This is a genomic window from Pseudarthrobacter ribosi (assembly GCF_055412865.1).
This window is the reverse complement of record NZ_JBVAYZ010000009.1, coordinates 58372-75952: the sequence shown is the minus strand read 5'-3', so window position 1 is coordinate 75952 and position 17581 is coordinate 58372. Positions and strand designations below refer to the sequence as shown.

Annotated in this window: 12 protein-coding genes and 1 tRNA gene; 9 read left to right on the top strand and 4 right to left on the bottom strand. The window is 69.5% G+C overall.

The window, feature by feature from the left end; all coding sequences use genetic code 11:
- Positions 1-186: 186 nt before the first annotated feature.
- The gene (locus tag ACZYZ5_RS11500) at positions 187-1686 is read left to right on the top strand and encodes an NAD-dependent succinate-semialdehyde dehydrogenase (protein ID WP_463901855.1); all 1500 of its coding nucleotides are present in this window, start codon (positions 187-189) and stop codon (positions 1684-1686) included.
- A 28-nt stretch (positions 1687-1714) separates the two neighbouring features.
- Here ACZYZ5_RS11500 and ACZYZ5_RS11495 read toward each other — a convergent pair whose 3' ends face one another.
- The 3 genes from ACZYZ5_RS11495 to ACZYZ5_RS11485 are packed head-to-tail and all read right to left on the bottom strand — an operon-like array spanning position 1715 to position 6913.
- Positions 1715-4312, bottom strand: coding sequence for a transglutaminase TgpA family protein (locus ACZYZ5_RS11495; RefSeq protein ID WP_463901853.1), 2598 nt, complete (start codon positions 4310-4312; stop codon positions 1715-1717).
- Positions 4309-5799 (bottom strand): DUF58 domain-containing protein, encoded by a 1491-nt coding sequence (locus ACZYZ5_RS11490; protein ID WP_463901852.1) that lies wholly within the window; start codon positions 5797-5799, stop codon positions 4309-4311. The genes ACZYZ5_RS11495 and ACZYZ5_RS11490 overlap by 4 nt, the downstream gene beginning before the upstream one ends.
- Positions 5800-5812: 13 nt before the next feature.
- Positions 5813-6913, bottom strand: coding sequence for an AAA family ATPase (locus ACZYZ5_RS11485; protein WP_463901851.1), 1101 nt, complete (start codon positions 6911-6913; stop codon positions 5813-5815).
- A 336-nt stretch (positions 6914-7249) separates the two neighbouring features.
- On the opposite strand from ACZYZ5_RS11485, the gene ACZYZ5_RS11480 reads away from it, so the two are divergent.
- The 5 genes from ACZYZ5_RS11480 (at position 7250) to ACZYZ5_RS11460 (ending at position 13670) form a co-directional block, all read left to right on the top strand.
- On the top strand, positions 7250-8137 hold the full coding sequence (locus tag ACZYZ5_RS11480) for a TatD family hydrolase (RefSeq protein ID WP_463901850.1): 888 nt from the start codon (positions 7250-7252) through the stop codon (positions 8135-8137).
- A 281-nt stretch (positions 8138-8418) separates the two neighbouring features.
- Positions 8419-9612, top strand: a complete 1194-nt coding sequence (locus ACZYZ5_RS11475; protein ID WP_463901849.1) for a resuscitation-promoting factor — start codon at positions 8419-8421, stop codon at positions 9610-9612.
- Between the two features lie 171 nt (positions 9613-9783).
- The gene (gene rsmA, locus ACZYZ5_RS11470) at positions 9784-10695 is read left to right on the top strand and encodes a 16S rRNA (adenine(1518)-N(6)/adenine(1519)-N(6))-dimethyltransferase RsmA (RefSeq protein WP_463901848.1); all 912 of its coding nucleotides are present in this window, start codon (positions 9784-9786) and stop codon (positions 10693-10695) included.
- 81 nt (positions 10696-10776) lie between these two features.
- Positions 10777-11739 (top strand): 4-(cytidine 5'-diphospho)-2-C-methyl-D-erythritol kinase, encoded by a 963-nt coding sequence (locus ACZYZ5_RS11465; protein WP_463901847.1) that lies wholly within the window; start codon positions 10777-10779, stop codon positions 11737-11739.
- 101 nt (positions 11740-11840) lie between these two features.
- Positions 11841-13670 (top strand): ABC-F family ATP-binding cassette domain-containing protein, encoded by a 1830-nt coding sequence (locus ACZYZ5_RS11460; protein ID WP_463901846.1) that lies wholly within the window; start codon positions 11841-11843, stop codon positions 13668-13670.
- Positions 13671-13985: 315 nt separating this feature from the next.
- On the opposite strand, the gene ACZYZ5_RS11455 is transcribed toward ACZYZ5_RS11460, so the two are convergent.
- A complete protein-coding gene (locus ACZYZ5_RS11455; RefSeq protein ID WP_463901909.1) occupies positions 13986-14585 on the bottom strand; it encodes a TetR/AcrR family transcriptional regulator in 600 nt (199 codons plus the stop codon).
- 216 nt (positions 14586-14801) lie between these two features.
- On the opposite strand from ACZYZ5_RS11455, the gene ACZYZ5_RS11450 reads away from it, so the two are divergent.
- The 3 genes from ACZYZ5_RS11450 to ACZYZ5_RS11440 all read left to right on the top strand — a co-directional run bounded on the left by ACZYZ5_RS11450 (position 14802) and on the right by ACZYZ5_RS11440 (position 17562).
- Positions 14802-14873, top strand: a tRNA-Gln gene (locus tag ACZYZ5_RS11450).
- A 212-nt stretch (positions 14874-15085) separates the two neighbouring features.
- The gene (gene glmU / locus ACZYZ5_RS11445) at positions 15086-16576 is read left to right on the top strand and encodes a bifunctional UDP-N-acetylglucosamine diphosphorylase/glucosamine-1-phosphate N-acetyltransferase GlmU (RefSeq protein WP_463901845.1); all 1491 of its coding nucleotides are present in this window, start codon (positions 15086-15088) and stop codon (positions 16574-16576) included.
- Positions 16577-16581: 5 nt separating this feature from the next.
- Entirely contained in the window at positions 16582-17562 is a 981-nt protein-coding gene (locus ACZYZ5_RS11440) for a ribose-phosphate diphosphokinase (RefSeq protein WP_282381411.1), read from the top strand.
- Positions 17563-17581 lie beyond the last annotated feature (19 nt).

Below are 17581 nucleotides of genomic sequence, written 5' to 3'. Positions count from 1 at the left end.
GGTCTCCGGACCGAACCGTCGCTGTGCAGCTGCACAGCGAAGCCCGCTCCATGTAGTGCGGACATGCGTAGACAGTCCGGAGAGCGCGGCAGTACCGTGGCAGTAAATCCAGCATGGTCCCAACGTCTGTGGAACCGCGCTGAACCCGATCCAATCCACCCCGAATCGCTGACGAGGGAGTCAACCGTGACTGTAACTGCCCAGCCAATTGTTACCGCGGAGCGCGAGAGCGCCCTGCTGGCATCTGTTCCCACCGGTCTGCTGATCGGCGGCCAGTGGCGCCCGGCCGCGTCCGGGAAGACCTTTAACGTGGAGGACCCCTCGACCGGGAAGGTCCTGCTGAGCATTGCCGACGCCGGACCCGAGGACGGCATGGCGGCCCTGGACGCGGCCGCTGCCGCGCAGGAGTCCTGGGCGAAGGTCCCGGCCCGTGAGCGCGGGGAGATCCTGCGCCGGGCCTTCGAGCTGGTCACGGCCCGCGCGGAGGACTTCGCGCTGCTGATGACGCTGGAGATGGGCAAGCCGCTGGCCGAGGCCCGCGGCGAGGTCACCTACGGCGCGGAGTTCCTGCGCTGGTTCTCCGAGGAGGCCGTGCGGGCCTTCGGTCGCTACTCGGTGTCCCCGGACGGGAAGTCCCGGCTGCTCGTGACGAAGAAGCCGGTAGGCCCGTGCCTGCTGATCACCCCGTGGAACTTCCCGCTGGCCATGGCGACCCGCAAGGTCGCCCCGGCCGTCGCCGCGGGCTGCACCATGGTGCTGAAGTCCGCGAACCTGACACCGCTGACCTCGCAGCTGTTCGCCGCGGTGATGCTGGAGGCCGGGCTGCCGGCCGGGGTGCTGAACGTGATCCCGACGTCCACGGCCGGTGCCACCACGGGTCCGCTGATCAAGGACTCGCGGCTGCGCAAGCTCTCCTTCACCGGGTCCACCGAGGTCGGCCGCCGGCTGCTCTCGGACGCGTCCGAGAACGTGCTGCGGACCTCGATGGAGCTCGGCGGGAACGCCCCGTTCGTGGTCTTTGAGGACGCCGACGTCGACGCCGCCGTTGCCGGGGCGATGCTGGCGAAGCTGCGGAACATGGGCGAGGCCTGCACGGCCGCGAACCGGTTCATCGTGCACGAGTCCGTCGCGGACGAGTTCGCGGAGAAGTTCGCCGCGAAGATGGCGGACATGACTACGGCCCGCGGCACCGAAGCGGAGTCCAAGGTCGGCCCGCTGATCGATGCGAAGAGCCGGGACAAGGTCCACGAGCTGGTCTCCGATGCGGTGTCCGCCGGCGCGGTCGCGGTCATCGGCGGCGCCGCCGTCGAGGGCCCGGGCTACTTCTACCAGCCCACCATCCTCAAGGGCGTCACCGAGGGCACCCGGATCCTGTCTGAGGAAATCTTCGGTCCCGTCGCGCCGATCATCACCTTCGACACCGAGGACGAGGCCGTCCGGCTCGCGAACAACACCGAGTACGGGCTGGTCGCCTATGTCTTCACCCGGGACCTGAACCGGGGCATCCGGATGGGCGAGCGGCTCGAGACCGGCATGCTGGGCCTGAACGCCGGTGTGGTGTCCAACGCCGCGGCCCCGTTCGGCGGGGTCAAGCAGTCCGGCCTGGGCCGCGAAGGCGGACTCGAAGGCATCGAGGAGTACCTTTACACCCAGTACATCGGCATCGCCGACCCGTACGCCGGCTAGGACCATCCCCGGCCGCGCCGGAGCTGACTCAGCTCCGGCGCAGCCGCCGCTCCCGGCGCACCCGCCGCAGCGTCCCGCGGACCCTTGACCGGGCACCGGCGAGGCCGCGCCGGGTGCGCTGTGCTGTGCGGCGGGCGGCGCGGAACGGCGCCGTCGCCGCACGCCGCCAGACGGCCAGGATGGACGGCGGCAGCCACTCCGCGCGGAGCCGCACGAGCGGCCCGGCATGGGCACGCAGCGAACTGCGGACCGCCGCGATCAGTGGCCCGGCCGGCGCTTCGGTGCTGCCGGCACCGGCGGCACTCCCGGAGGACGTGCCGGCTCCGGGCAGGGCGCCGGGCTGGGCGCCGTCGGCCCCGGGCACGGACGGAGGCCGGCCGTACTGCCGGCGCTCAAATTCCGCGGTCAGGGACCTGACGGCCCGGTGGCCGTCCGCGTCCAGGCCCTGCGGCTCCCCGAGGGCGCCCGTGTGCCGCAGCCGTTCGGAGAAGTGGCGCGGCGTCTCACTCGGCCGCGGCGCGACACCGTAATCCGTGGCGAGGTCGCGGAGTTCCGCCCAGGCCTGCGAGGCCGCCGCGCCGTCGGCCCCCGAACCGCTCAGCCGGCGGCGGCGCACCGCACCGCGTGCCAGGTGCGGTGACGCCAGCAGCAGCCCGAACAACAGCAGGGCCCCGGTCCCGTACAGCACGGGCCGCAACACGCTGGCCCCATCCGGCTGCGCGGCAGCACCCGGGAGCGGCAGCGGCGCCACACTGGGCGACGGCGTGGGGAGCGGACTGTTGCTCGGAATGAGCCCGTCGTTGTTTTCATTCGTGCTGGCGCCGCTGGGAGCCTGGCCCTCCGTGGCATAGGACGGAACCACACCGCGCGAGGGGGTTGGCTCGAAGGGCACCCAGCCCAGGCCCTGGAAATACAGCTCCGGCCACGCGTGGGCGTCCCGGGCATCGACCTCAAATTCCGGCAGGGCACCCTGGCCCCCGATCGAGACCGTCGCGCCGGTGGTCCGGCCCGGGGCGTATCCGACGGCGATGCGGCTGGGGATTCCTTCCAGCCGCGCCATCACCGCCATGGCCGAGGCGAAATGGATGCAGTAGCCGCTCTTCTGGGTCAGGAAGTCGGCCAGGACGGACAGGCCGTTGCCGTCGTAGCCTCCCTGCACCGGGGACTGCAGTGAGTAGGTGAATTCGACGGAGCGCAGGTACTGCTGGATGGCCATGGCCCGTGCGTAGGGGGTGGTGCTTCCCTCGGTCACGGCCTGCGCGGTGCTGCGCACGATCTCCGGGACGTTGTCCGGTGGCAGGATGAACTGGTCGGGGACATCCTGCACCGGCCCTGTGGCCCGGGCCAGCAGGTCCGGGGTGAGCTGGGGGGCGGCGGAGAGCACCACGTACTGCTGGTTGCGGGAATTGGCGTCGACCCCCTTGATGCTCAGCGTGGCAGGATCCCAGCTCCAGAGGCCGGTGAGCCCGTTGACGGCCTCCGGGGCGTAGGGCGCGGGCAGGTAGGGGCTGGTGAACTGGCCGGTGTCGATCGCGGTGACCACACGGACTTCAGCGGCGGCCGACTCGAGGCCCGGATCCATCCTCCCCGTGCCCAGCCGGCGGGTGCTGTCGCGATCGTCCGGAGCCCAGGTGTCCCCGTTGAAACTGTCCACGGTGACGGAACGCAGGTACGGGGTGCTGGTCGCGTTGGTGGCAAAGGTGATCCGGCCGTCGCCGGTGGGGCTCCGCAGGCTGTTGCCCAGGCTGATCATCGGGTTGAGCCCCGAGGCCGAGCCGAAGGGGTTCAGCCGCGAGCCCTGCGGGAACGTTCCCTGGTCAAAGCCCGGGACCGCGAGTTGGAGCAGCAGGGTAACGGTCAGCGCCACGGCCCCGGTCAGTGCCCCGCGCCGGAACTGGCCCGGGTTGCGTGCGGTGTCCGCTCCGGTCCGCGGGTCGGGTGCGAACCAGTGGCTGCAGCCGAGGATCAGGAGGTACCCCGCGGTGGCCGCCGCGAAGCCCAGTACGCCGACGCTCTGCGGCTTGATCATGGCGGGAACGATCAGGATGGCGAGGATCCCGAGCCCGCTCGTTGCCGGCAGGGCCAGGGGATAGGCGAGGGCGTCGACCAGGATCACCAGCAGCCCCAGGGCGGCGCAGACCAGCAGCACGATGCCGGCGTTGGGGGCCACCGGGGCGCTTTCCGCGAGGACGGTCTCACTGGCCCGGCGCAGGTACCGGCCCAACTGCGTCATGGTGGCGCCGGAGGGAATGAAGCCCAGGATGCTGTTCGGGCGGAAAAAGGTGAAGGTCAGGATCAGCACGAGCGCCGCCAGCGCACCGGCCGCCACGAACACGTTGCGCCACCGGAGCGCGCGAAGTCCCGCCATGGTGAAGGCCACGGTGAGGACCGTCGAGAGGACGGGGGAGTACCACGCCCATCCCCGCAGCACGCCGTTGAGGCTCAGGGCCGCACCGGCGACGGCGACCGCCACCGCGAGGGCCATCAGCCACGGCTGTGCGCCGGTCTTTTTCCGGGCCCTGGACGTCCCCGGGGATTCCGGCCCGGGGGTGCCCGGTCCGGAATCCCCGGCCGCCCCGGACCGTTTGTCGTGGGTACCGGCGCTTCGCTGCGGTGCCAGTGTCATCGCCGGACCCCCGATCCGCGCCGTACATCGTCGGCGGCTGCCAGCGGTGCGGCCACGCCGTCGTCGAAGGCCGTCCACGCTGCGGGCAGCGGCGTCGAGGAGGAGACGGCCACGGCCCGCCAGCCGCCGAGCCGGAGGGCTGCGAGCACGTCATTGGCGTCCCCGGTCCGCTCCGTGACAACCAGGGCAAACGCGTTTGCCCCATAGCCGGCGGCCGGGGACAGCGCCCGGGCCTCGGCCCGCGTGAGGTTTCCCAGGATGGCCAGCACGGGGCCCCGCATCCGGTGGGCGGCCAGCCTGTCCATAAGCCGGTCGTCGAACGGCTGCGGGCCGGTCTCCGCGCCCGAGGGGTGGCGCCGGCCGGGCGTCCCGGCGGTAACCGCCTCCCTGCTGTCCCTCCGGTTGTGGTGGTGCCCGGTGAGCTGGATCGCGGCCAGGCTCTCGGCGACGGACTGCAGCCCGGAGGCCCCGATGTACATGTCGGCCTCCGGCTCGGGGGCGGACGGCGAATGCCGGAACGCCGGCTCGCCGGCGGCATCGAGGAACCGCAGCGCATAGTTGCGCTCGGCGAGATGCGCGCCGATGGACATCGCGGCCGTTACAGCCCATTCGAAGGTGTCGCTGGTCAGGAGTTCGTGGCCGTCCGCAACGGGGGCGCCGCCGTGATCGGTGCCGGTGCCGAAGGGACCGCGGGCGGACGACGTCGAGCCGGCAGAAAAAGCGCCGCGTATGAAGGCCGAGAGCCGCTGGTCCAGGATGATGGTCGCCTCCGGCGTGGTAACGGATTCCTCCTGGCGGACCATCAGTTCCCCGTGCCGTGCCGTCGCCGCCCAGTGCACGCGGCGCATCGGATCGCCGTGCCGGTATTCCCGCGTCATGACGTCGTCGTCGCTGGGATTGGCCCGGATGCGTGTGGCGGTGACGCCGTCGTGCCCCCTGGCGCCGGCCAGGCCGGTGACGGGAAGTTCGACGGCGGCGGGCGTCACCGTGAGGACGTCGCCGCCGTCGATGGCGTGGCGGTGCAGGGACAGCCCGAAGGGGTCGCTGAACTCGGCCGTGACCGGCCCGACCAGGAACTGGCCGCGTTTCCCGGAACGCAGATGGTACTCGTAGCGGCTGGTCCCGCCCACCGCCGAACGCGACGGGAACCGGAAGACGGGGGATTCACCGAACCGGGAGGGCAGACGCTCCTCCATCAGCGCGTGGCCGGAGCCGGTGCCGGTGCGGGCGACCGCCAGCCGGACCGTCGTCGTCGCCCCCGTTTCGACGCTGGCCGGGCTGAACTCCCGGTAGACGCTGAAGTTCGGCTTGAGCACGCGGGTCCCGGCCAGCGAGAGCAGCGGCAGGACCAGCAGCAGCAGTGCCAGCGCCAGCAGGTCCCGGCGCCCCATCACCTGCGCTGCCAGCAGGAAGACCGCCCCCGCACCCAGCAGGCCCCAGCCGCGGGTCGTGAAGATGTGCCTGGGGAACCGATCGGTCAGCGCCACGCCCGGGCCACCCCTAGCTGCGATTCGGCAGCGCGGCAGCCGGGGCGGCCGCCAGGTCCGGGCTGACCGGGATCTTCGCCAGGACGGCACGGACCACACTCTGGGCGGTCTCGCCCGCGCTCGCGGCTTTGCGGTCTAGGATGATCCGGTGGGCGAGGACGGACTCGGCCACACTGACGACGTCGTCCGGCAGCACAAAGTCCCGGCCGTCCAGGGCCGCGGTGGCCTTGGCGGCGCGCAGAAGCTGGAGCATGGACCGGGGGCTCGCGCCGAGCCGGAGCTTCGCGCTTTCCCGCGTGGCGCGGCCCAGGGACACGGTGTATTCCTTGATCGACTGGGAGACGTAGACCTGCCGCACCGTGGCAATCATGGACGCGACCTCTCCGGCGGTGACGACGGGAGTGACCTTGGCCAGCGGGGACGTGGCCTGATGGGTCTCCAGCATTTCCATCTCGGCCTCCTTGTCCGGGTAGCCCATGGAGATCCGCGCCATAAAACGGTCCCGCTGCGCCTCCGGCAGCGGATAGGTCCCCTCCATTTCGATCGGGTTCTGCGTGGCCACCACCATAAACGGCTCGTCGAGCCGGTAGGACGTGCCGTCCACCGTGACCTGGTGCTCCTCCATGCATTCCAGCAGGGCCGACTGGGTCTTGGCCGACGCGCGGTTGATTTCGTCTCCGATAACTATGTTGGCGAACACCGCCCCGGGCCGGAACTCGAAGGACCTCGACGCCTGGTTGTAAATGGACACGCCGGTGACATCGGAGGGGAGTAAATCGGGCGTGAACTGAATGCGGCTCACCGAACAGTCGATGGTGCGGGCCAGGGTCTTCGCCAGCAGGGTCTTGCCGACCCCGGGGACGTCCTCGAGGAGCAGGTGGCCCTGGGCCAGGAGCACGGTCAGGGCCAGCTTGGCCGCCTCGGCCTTGCCGTCGATCACCGTGTTGATGGCGGTCAGGATGCGCTCGCTGGCGGACCGGAACGCCTCTGCGTCCATTGCCGCGGGCGGCTGGGCCGGCCGGCGGGTCAGCGGGGGCCCGGCCACGGCGGAATCTTCCCTGCCGCCCTGCCCCTCGGGAAGGGCCTCGTCTAGGGAGATGCGGTGGTAGTCCATCGGTAGCCTTTCAGCCCTGGTGGTTGCCCGGGACGGTTCGGCAGGGAGCCTGCCGGGCCACTCGTCGGGTGTGTGCCTGTGTTCCTGACCGTTTATTCCTAGCCTTCTGATTCTGGCCATCTGCTTCTGGCCGTTGATGATTTCCTGGTCCTAAAGCCAGTCTTTACAACAGAGTACTAACACAACTGCCGGCCCTGACAGAGAGTTCCGGGGGAAATCTCCGCCGGTCTTGCGGGCGGGAGTCCGCCGGTCTTGCGGACGGGAGATAGCGCGGTCACGTTAACTCGCGGGCCGCGCGGGTTCATGCGGGCTCGGCAGCGCCGATAGGGTTGGACGATGATCACCCCACTGACGCCCCTCCCGTTCCGTGCGTCCGGCAGTGATGGCACCGGCAGGCAGGGGTATCCGCCGGCGCCGGAGCCTCTCCCGGTGCCGGTTATGGACAACCACACCCACTTGGATTTCCCCAACGCAGACGTCACGGTCAGCGTCGCCGAGGCCCTGGATGCCGCCGAAGCCGTGGGGGTCCAGGGGGCCGTGCAGGTGGGGTGCGACCTGGAATCGTCCCGGTTCACCGTGCAGGCGGTCGAGCTGGATTCGCGGCTGCTGGGTGCCGTCGCCCTCCACCCCAATGACGCGCCTGGCTACGCCGCCCGCGGCGAACTGGAGGAGGCGCTGGCCGAGATCGAGGCGCTCGCAGCGCACCCGCGGATCCGGGCCATCGGCGAGACCGGCCTGGATTTCTACCGCACCGAGGGCGAGGGTCTGGCCCATCAGCGTTATTCCTTCCGGCGCCACATCGATATCGCCAAACGCCTCGGGCTGACACTGCAGATCCACGACCGTGACGCCCACGACGACGTCGTGCAGGTGCTGCGGGAGGAGGGCGCCCCGGATCGGGTGGTGTTCCACTGCTTCTCCGGCGGGGAGGAGCTGGCCCGGATCTGCAATGGCGAGGGCTGGTACATGTCCTTCGCCGGGACGCTGACGTTCAAGAACGCCGCCAACCTGCGGGCCGCCCTGGCCATCGCGGAGCCGGAGCGGATCCTGGTTGAAACCGACGCCCCGTTCCTCACCCCGCATCCGCACCGCGGCCGCCCCAACGCGAGCTATATGGTCCCCTACACGGTCCGGGCCATGGCCGAATTGACTGGATGGGAGCTCTCGGAAATGTGCTCCCGGATCGCCGGAAATACCCTGCAGGCATACGGATCCTGGGACTGACAGGCCACAAATCCCCCCGCTGGGATGGATACCAGGTATGCACGAAATGTTGTCTGCTTTATAACGCTCCGGTTACAGTGGTCAACTATTAGCCGGGGTCGGGGAAGGCCTTCGGAAAATTTCACTCCTGCAGGGCGCGCATCGTGGCGAACGATCCATATGCGCGCTCTCGTTTGTGAGTGTGGCAGTGCACACAGCTTCCGCTGACAAAACGCACCCCTACGGTGCGGCCTTCGGGCTGTCCGCGGAGGGTGGAGCTGTGCACGTTTCCCCGTGCCCGGATGGTCCAAAAGATATGGGCAATCGTGGTCAAGTTCTTCACATCGGACGGCAAGTTCAGCTTCGTCAAGGTCGGCACGCAACTCGTGGTGCTCGTGGCCCTGGTGCTGGGGCTCGTGGCCTTCGTCGGCAACAACAAGACAGTCACCCTCAACGTCGACGGCAAAGTGAGTGCAGTCCAGACCTTCGGCGGCACTGTCGGCCAGGTCGTGAAGGGTGCCAACCTTGAACTCCAGCCCTCCGACCGGATCACGCCGGCTGCTGATTCCCACGTCCGGGACGGTTCCGTCATCAACGTCAATCTCGCCAAGGCCGTCAAGGTCAGCCTGGACGGCGCGGAGCGGACCATCAGCACCACCTCGCCCACGGTTGAGGGGCTCGTGACCGAACTCGGCGTCGCCGGTGCCTCCGAGCTGTCCGTTCCGAAGGAGGCACAGCTTGCCGTCTCCGGTTCCTTCCTGTCCATCTCGACTCCGAAGTCCGTGAGCATCGTCGCTGACGGCAACGCCGGGACGACCACCACGACAGCCGCCAACGTCGGCCAGCTCCTCGCCGACGCCGGCATCACGCTGGGCGCCAGCGACCGCGTCTCGCAGCCGGGGAACGCACCGGTCGTGAACGACATGGTGATCAAGGTGTCCCGCGTGGACGCCAGCCAGACGGCAGAAGCGGCCGAACCCGTGCCGTTTGGAACCGTCACCACGGAGGACGCCGGCCTCACCGCGGGCGAAAAGAAAGTGACCCAGGCCGGGGTGGCCGGCTCCATCAACAAGAGCTTCAAGCTGGTCCTTGTCGACGGCCGCGAAGCCTCCCGGACCCTGGTGTCCCAGTCCGTCGGCGCGCAGCCGGTCACCGAAAAGATCACCCTCGGCACCAAGCCGAAACCGAAGCCGGCAGCACAGGCGGGTGCCAGCACCGGCGCCAACACCGGCGCCGGAGCCCCTGCCATGATGAACGAAGCCATGTGGGACAAGATCGCGCAGTGCGAGTCCACGGGCAACTGGTCCATCAACAACGGCAACGGCTACTACGGCGGACTGCAGTTCGACGTCCGTACCTGGCTTGGATCCGGCGGCGGCGCGTACGCCCCGAACGCCAGCCTGGCCACCAAGGCCCAGCAGATCGACATCGCCAACCGCGTCTACGCGCAGCGCGGCCTGCAGCCCTGGGGCTGCGGCTGGGCAGCCTCACGCTAGGAGAGCCAGGCCGGCACCTCACCCGGCTGAGGGCGTGTGTGGCGAGACGGTGAAATCGCAGGGTTTCCGCAGCGGCTGACCACGGCAGCGGATGCCCGGCCCAGGCCGGGTCCGGTTTTTCGGACCCGGCCTTTGCCATGCCCGGACCGGCCAGCGGGATAGGATACCTAGGTGACTGAACCGACCCCCTCCGCGCCAGGCAGTGCGCCCAGCAGTACGCCGGCCAGCGCGCCCCCGCCCCTGATGGGGGCCTCCGACATCCGCAGGCTGGCCGAGGAGATCGGCGTCCGTCCCACGAAGACGCTCGGCCAGAACTTCGTCATCGACGGCAACACCATCCGCCGGATTGTCGCCGCGGCGGATATCCACCCGGACGAGACGGTCCTGGAAGTCGGGCCCGGGCTGGGGTCCCTGACCCTGGGCCTGCTCGACGCCGCCCGCTCGGTCGTCGCGGTGGAGATCGATCCGGTTCTCGCCGGCAAACTTCCGGCCACCGTCGCCGAATGGCGCCCGGAGGCCGTCGGTAACTTCCACCTGGTCCTCGCCGACGCGATGCGGGTCACCGAACTCCCCGTGGAGCCGACCGCGCTCGTGGCGAATCTTCCCTACAACGTCGCCGTGCCGGTGGTCCTGCACCTGCTGCAGCGCTTCCCGAGCCTCCGCCACGGCCTGGTCATGGTCCAGGACGAGGTGGCGGACCGGCTCGCCGCCGGACCGGGATCCAAGACCTACGGCGTTCCCTCGGTCAAGGCCGCCTGGTACAGCAGCATGCGCAAGGCCGGGGTCATTGGCATGAACGTGTTCTGGCCCGCGCCCAAGATCCACTCCGGCCTCGTGGCGTTTACCCGCCGGGAACCGCCCGTCACCGCGGCCACCCGCGAACAGGTTTTCGCCGTCATCGATGCGGCCTTCGCCCAGCGCCGCAAGACCCTTCGCGCGGCCCTGACCGGGTGGGCCGGCAGCGCTGCGGAGGCCGAACGGTGCCTGCGGGCCGCCGGCGTCGATCCCACCGCCCGCGGTGAGGTCATCGACATCGCGGCGTTTTCCCGGATCGCGGAAGCCCACGCGCGGCCGGCTCCCTAACACCGGCGTCAGCCCCGAAACAGTGATGCCGGTCCGGTGCCGTGCTTGGAGCCTGACCCCGCCATGCCATAGCGTGGAGCCATGAACGCAGTGAGAGGGCGCTTTGCCGCGAGGACTGTCCGGGTCAAGGCTCCCGGCAAGGTTAACGTCTCACTGGATGTCGGGCCGCTGCGCGCCGACGGCTACCACTCGGTCGCCAGCGTCTACCTCGCGGTGTCCCTCTATGAGGAAGTCGCCGCCACCAGCACGGACACCGGGGAGATAACCGTCAGCATCAGCCCGGCGAGCACCCTCGACCTCGACGGCATCGACATTCCCCTGGACGAGCGCAACCTTGCCTACAAAGCCGCCGCGATCATGGCCGATGTCTCGGAACACTCCACCGGCGTCCACCTTGAAATCACGAAGCGGGTGCCAGTGGCCGGAGGCATGGGCGGCGGCTCGGCGGACGCAGCGGCCACCCTGCTGGCCTGTGACGCGCTGTGGAACAGCGGGCTGTCACGCGAGGAGCTCGCGCATCTGGCCGCGGAACTCGGCGCCGACGTGCCCTTCTCCCTGCTCGGCGGCACCGCCGTCGGACTCGGTCTCGGCGACGAACTCTCGCCGGCCCTCGTCAAGGCCCAGACCGACTGGGTCGTGGTGGCCGCGGACTTCGGCCTGCCCACCCCGGACGTCTACCGGACCCTGGACCGGCTCCGCGCCGCCGAAGATGCGGCGGTCGAGGAGCCCAAGGCGGTGGACCCGATGATCCTGCAGGCCCTGCGGGCGGGCGACGCCGATGCCCTAAGCCGGGTGCTGGTCAACGACCTCCAGCGGGCCTCGATTGAGCTGGCGCCGGGCCTGCGGGACACCCTCGGGCTCGGTGAGTCCCTGGGGGCGATCGCCGGGATCGTGTCCGGATCCGGACCCACGGTCGCAATGCTGGCACACAGCCCGGCGGCCGCCGAAGGGCTGGCCGACGACCTCCGGCACCACGGCCTGGACGCCATGGCGGTGCACGGCCCGGTTCACGGGGCGCGCATCATCTCCGATACGCTCCTTTAATAGGATTGTCGTGATCAGCACGACGTCAGTGGGCTCGGGCCGATCAAGCCTGAGCAAATTTTGCACGGCATAATTTTTTCTTTCTAGGAAAGCAGTTCCCAGTGGCACACCTGCTCGGCGGCGAGAACCTCACGGTCTCGTATGCAACCCGTACCGTTCTTGACGGCGTCACCCTTGGGCTCGAAGAGGGCGACCGGATCGGCATGGTCGGCCGCAACGGCGACGGCAAGTCGACGCTGATGCGCCTGCTGGCAATGCGCGCCACCCCGGACACCGGCCGGGTGACGAAGCGCAGCGAGGTCAACATCGGCTACCTGGACCAGAGCGACGTGCTCGACGGCGACCTCACCGTCGGCGCCGCGATCGTCGGTGACCAGGCCGACTACGAATGGGCCCGCAATCCCCAGATCCGCGAAGTGATGGGCGGACTCGTGTCCGACGTCGACTGGCACGCCAACGTCCACGCCCTCTCCGGCGGGCAGAAGCGGCGTGTCGCGCTGGCCAAGCTGCTGATCGAGGACCACGACGTCATCATGCTCGACGAACCCACCAACCACCTCGACGTCGAAGGCGTCGCGTGGCTGTCCAGGCACCTGAAGACCCGGTGGCGGGCCAACCAGGGCGCCTTCCTCGTCGTCACCCACGACCGCTGGTTCCTCGACGAAGTCTGCACCAAGACCTGGGAAATTCACGACGGCATCATGGACCCGTTCGACGGCGGGTACGCCGCCTATGTGCTTGCCCGCGCCGAACGTGACCGCTCCGCTTCCGTGGTGGAAAGCAAGCGCCAGATGCTCGTGAAGAAGGAGCTCGCCTGGCTCCGGCGCGGCGCCCCGGCCCGCACCGCCAAGCCCAAATTCCGGATCGAGGCGGCCAACGCCCTGATCGCGGATGTCCCTGAGCCGCGCGACTCGACGGCCTTGAGCAAGATGGCCACGGCCCGGCTCGGCAAGGACGTCCTGGACCTGGAGAACGTCTCCCTCGACTTCCTCGGCGGCGAACCCGGGCAGAAGCTCTTCGACAACATCACCCTGCGGCTCGCCCCCGGTGAACGGCTGGGCCTGGTCGGCGTCAACGGCGCCGGCAAGACCACCCTGCTGAAGCTCCTCAACGGCGAGATCCAGCCCAGCGCCGGGAAGGTCAAGCGCGGCAAGACGGTTGTCACCGCTGTCCTCACCCAGGAGGTCAAGGAACTCGATGACGTCTCGGACCTGCGCGTGATCGAGGTGATCGAGCGCGAAAAGCGCTCCTTCAACGTCGGCGGCAAGGAATTCACCGCGGGACAGCTCGTGGAGCAGCTTGGCTTCACCAACGAGAAGCAGTGGACCCCGGTCAAGGACCTCTCCGGCGGTGAACGCCGGCGCCTCCAGCTGCTGCGCCTGCTGGTGGGGGAGCCCAACGTGCTGATGCTCGATGAGCCCACCAACGACCTCGACACCGACACCCTGGCCGCCGTCGAGGACGTGCTGGACGGCTGGCCGGGCACGCTTGTCGTCGTCAGCCACGACCGCTACCTGTTGGAACGCGTCACGGACCACCAGATGGCGCTCCTGGGCGACGGCAAGATCCGTGCCCTGCCGCGCGGTGTGGACCAGTACCTGGAACTGCGCGAAGCGGCGCTTGCCGGCTCCACCATCACCGGCGGCGGCAACCCGGTCACTGCCGCCAGCGGCCCTTCCGCGCCCGCCGCGGCCGGGGCCTCGGAAGCCGAAAAACGGGACGCCCGCAAGGCCAAAAACCGGATCGACCGCCAGCTGGGCAAGCTCAAGCAGCAGGAGGACAAGGTCCACGCCCAGATGACCGCGGCGGCCGCCAACCCTTCCGGCGTAGGCGACCTCGCGGGGCTCAACAAGAAGCTCAAGGACCTCGCCGTCGAACGCGAAGCCCTCGAACTCGAATGGCTGGGAGCCCTCGAAGTCCTCGGCGAGTAGCCGCCCGGACCCGGGGGGACATGCCCCGCGCGCTGCGGCACGGCAGGACATGTCCCCCCGGGCGACTCAAATCCCGCAGGACATGTCCCGCGGGGCAGGCGACGGTTGGACATGGTGGTGTTATGCCCAGTCCTTGGGCCCGGGGGAGGGCATGTCCCACTGGGCGCCCACAGCACGCCGTCCGTTCCCCCGCGGGACATGTCCCGCGGGGCAGGCGACGGTTGGACATGGTGGTGTTATGCCCAGTCCTTGGGCCCGGGGGAGGGCATGTCCCACTGGGCGCCCACAGCACGCCGCCCGTTCCGCCGGCGGCTCCTAGCCGTCGCCGCGGAGTTCGGGGTCTTTTTGGAGCCCGGTGAGGCCGTTCCAGGCGAGGTTGACCAGGTGGGCGGCGACTTCGCGCTTGTCCGGGGTACGGCTGTCCTGCCACCACTGGCCCGTCATCGCCACCATTCCGACCAGCATCTGCGCGTACATGGCGCCGTCGGCCGAGGTGAAGCCGCGGCGGGCGAATTCATCGGCCAGGATGTACTCCACGCGGGCCGTGACGTGGGAGATCAGGGTGGAGAAGGCGCCTTCGGGCTGCGTCGGCGGGGCGTCACGCATGAGGATGCGGAAGCCCTCGGTGCGGTCCTCGATGTAGCTCAGCAGGGCAAGGGCGGCCCGCTCGACCAGGACGCGCGGCTTTGCCTCCTCGGATAGCGCGTCGCTGATGGAGCCCAGCAGGATCCGGAACTCGCCGTCAACGACCTGCGTGTACAAGCCCTCCTTGGACCCGAAGTGCTCGTAGATCACCGGTTTGGAAACGCCTGCGGCGGCGGCGATCTCCTCGATCGTGGTCCCGTCCAGCCCGCGGAGGGCGAAAAGCCCCCGGCCGATGCCGATGAGCTGGCTGCGGCGCTGGGGCCCCGTCATCCGGACCCGGGGGACGTGCCCGGCGGACCGTGCCGGCCTCCCGCTGCGGCCCCCCGCCCCTCCGGGCACCCCTGTGCTGTTGCTCACAGCTCCATCATGCCGCACATCATCCACCGGGAGGGGTGCCGCAGGGCCGCGTCCGCGACGCCAGCACGTGGGGACAACGCAGTGTGGCAGAATTGACTCTCGTGCCACAGGCTCAGTGCCTAGGCATGGTCCGCCCTGGTGTAATGGCAGCACCCCGGCCTTTGGAGCCGTGGAGTATAGGTTCGAGTCCTATGGGCGGAACTACCGTGCGTCGCGGGGGCCGGGAAACGGCACCCGCCGGGCGCGGCCCGGCGTGAGTCCAGTAGGATGAATCCGGTGCCGTGACCTAAGTCCGGCCCGCCCAAGCCGTGCGGATCCGGCAACCGAGGTGCACCATCTGGCCTCAGCCGCCGGCCACCCAGATCCACCAAGCAGCGGCATGCGCTAAGCCGCTGAGCAAGGAGAGCCCGTACGTGAGCCCCGAGAAGACCGGCCCAGCCGCCGTCATCGTCCTAGCTGCAGGTGCCGGTACGCGGATGAAGTCCCGTACCCCCAAAATCCTCCACGAGATCGGCGGCCGGTCCCTCGTCGGCCACGCGCTACACGCCGCCCGCACCATCCGGCCGCAGGAACTGGCCCTCGTCGTCCGGCATGAGCGCGACCTCGTGGCCGCCCACATCGCCGCCATCGATCCGGCCGCCCTGATCGTTGACCAGGACGACGTGCCCGGCACCGGCCGCGCCGTCGAGGCCGCCCTCGACGCCCTGGACGCGCTTCACCCCCAGCGGCAGCTCAGCGGAACGGTCGTCGTCACCTACGGCGACGTCCCGCTGCTCACCGGCGGGCTGCTCGCCGAGCTCGTCGCCAGCCACGAGGCCGGGCACAACGCCGTCACCGTCCTGACCGCCGTCCTGTCCGACGCCACCGGCTACGGCCGGATCCTGCGGGCCGCGGACGGAACGGTCACCGGAATCCGGGAGCACAAGGACGCCACCGACGCCGAACGTGATATCCGGGAGGTCAACTCCGGCATCTACGCCTTCGACGCCTCCGTGCTCCGCGATTCCCTGGGCCACGTCACCACCGACAACGCCCAGGGCGAGAAGTACCTCACGGACGTGCTGGCCCTGGCCCGTGCCGCCGGAGGCCGCGTCGCCGCCGTCGTGACCGAAGACCGCTGGCAGGTCGAGGGCGCCAACGACCGGGTCCAGCTCTCGGCCCTCGGCGCGGAACTCAACCGGCGCACCGTCGAGGCCTGGATGCGGGCCGGCGTCACCGTCGTCGACCCGGCCACCACCTGGATCGACGCCACCGTCACCCTCGACGAGGACGTCCGGCTGCTGCCCAACACCCAGCTCCACGGCGCCACCACGGTGGCCCGCGACGCCGTCGTCGGCCCCGACACCACGCTCACCGGCGTCCACGTGGGGGAGGGCGCCAAGGTGATCCGCACGCACGGTTCCGGTTCCACGATCGGCGCCAAGGCGCGCGTCGGTCCGTTCACCTATCTGCGCCCCGGAACCGTCCTCGGCGAGACCGGCAAGATCGGTGCCTTCTACGAGACCAAGAACGTCACCATCGGCCGCGGCTCCAAACTGTCCCATCTCGGCTACGCCGGTGACGCCGAGATCGGTGAGGACACCAACATCGGCTGCGGAAACATCACCGCGAACTACGACGGGGAGAAGAAGCACCGCACGGTTATCGGTTCCGGCGTCCGCACCGGATCCAATACCGTGTTCGTTGCTCCCGTGCAGGTCGGTGACGGCGCCTATAGCGGTGCCGGGGCTGTGATCCGCAGCGACGTGCCGCCCGGCGCCCTGGTCCTGTCCCTGGCCCGGCAGCAGAACACCGAAGGCTGGGTCCTGGCGAACCGCCCGGATTCGGTTTCCGCGTCCCTGGCCGCGGCCGCCGGCGCCACCACGACTTCCTCCAGTACTCCGGCATCTACAGAAGAGGGCTAGCAACAATGAGCGAAATTACGGCACGCGGCGAGAAGAAGCTGGTGCTTGCCGCTGGGCGCGCGCATCCTGAGCTGGCGAGGGAAATCGCCAAGGAGCTCGGCACCGAGCTGCTGCCCCTGGATGCCTACGACTTCGCCAACGGCGAGATCTACGTCCGGGCCGGAGAGAGCGTCCGCGGCACCGATGCCTTCGTCATCCAGGCGCACCCCGCCCCGCTGAACAACTGGCTGATGGAACAGCTCATCATGATCGATTCGCTCAAGCGGGCCTCCGCCAAGCGCATCACGGTGGTGTCTCCGTTCTACCCGTACGCCCGGCAGGACAAGAAGGGCCGCGGCCGCGAGCCCATTTCCGCCCGCCTGATTGCCGATCTGTACAAGACCGCCGGCGCCGACCGCATCATGAGCGTGGACCTGCACACCTCGCAGATCCAGGGCTTCTTCGACGGTCCCGTCGACCACCTCATGGCAATCCCGCTGCTGGCGGACTACATCCGCACCCGCGTCGGCGCGGACGACATCACGGTGGTTTCCCCGGACACCGGCCGCGTCCGCGTTGCCGAGCAGTGGGCCGAGCGCCTCGGCGGCGCGCCGCTGGCGTTCGTGCACAAGAGCCGCGACCTGACCGTTCCGAACCAGGCGGTGTCCAAGACGGTCGTCGGCCAGGTCGAAGGCCGCACCTGCGTGCTGATCGACGACATGATCGATACCGGGGGCACCATTTCCGGTGCGGTCCAGGTGCTCAAGAACGCCGGGGCGAAGGATGTCATCATCGCGGCCACGCACGCCGTCTTTTCCGATCCCGCGGCGCAGCGGCTGTCCGAGTCCGGCGCCCGCGAGGTCGTCGTCACCAACACCCTCCCGATTGACGCCAGCAAGCGCTTCCCCCAGCTCACAGTGCTGTCTATCGCGCCGCTGATTGCCCGCGCCATCCGCGAAGTGTTCGACGACGGCTCCGTCACCAGCCTGTTCGACGGCAACGCCTGACGCCAGTCTGGGCCCTGCC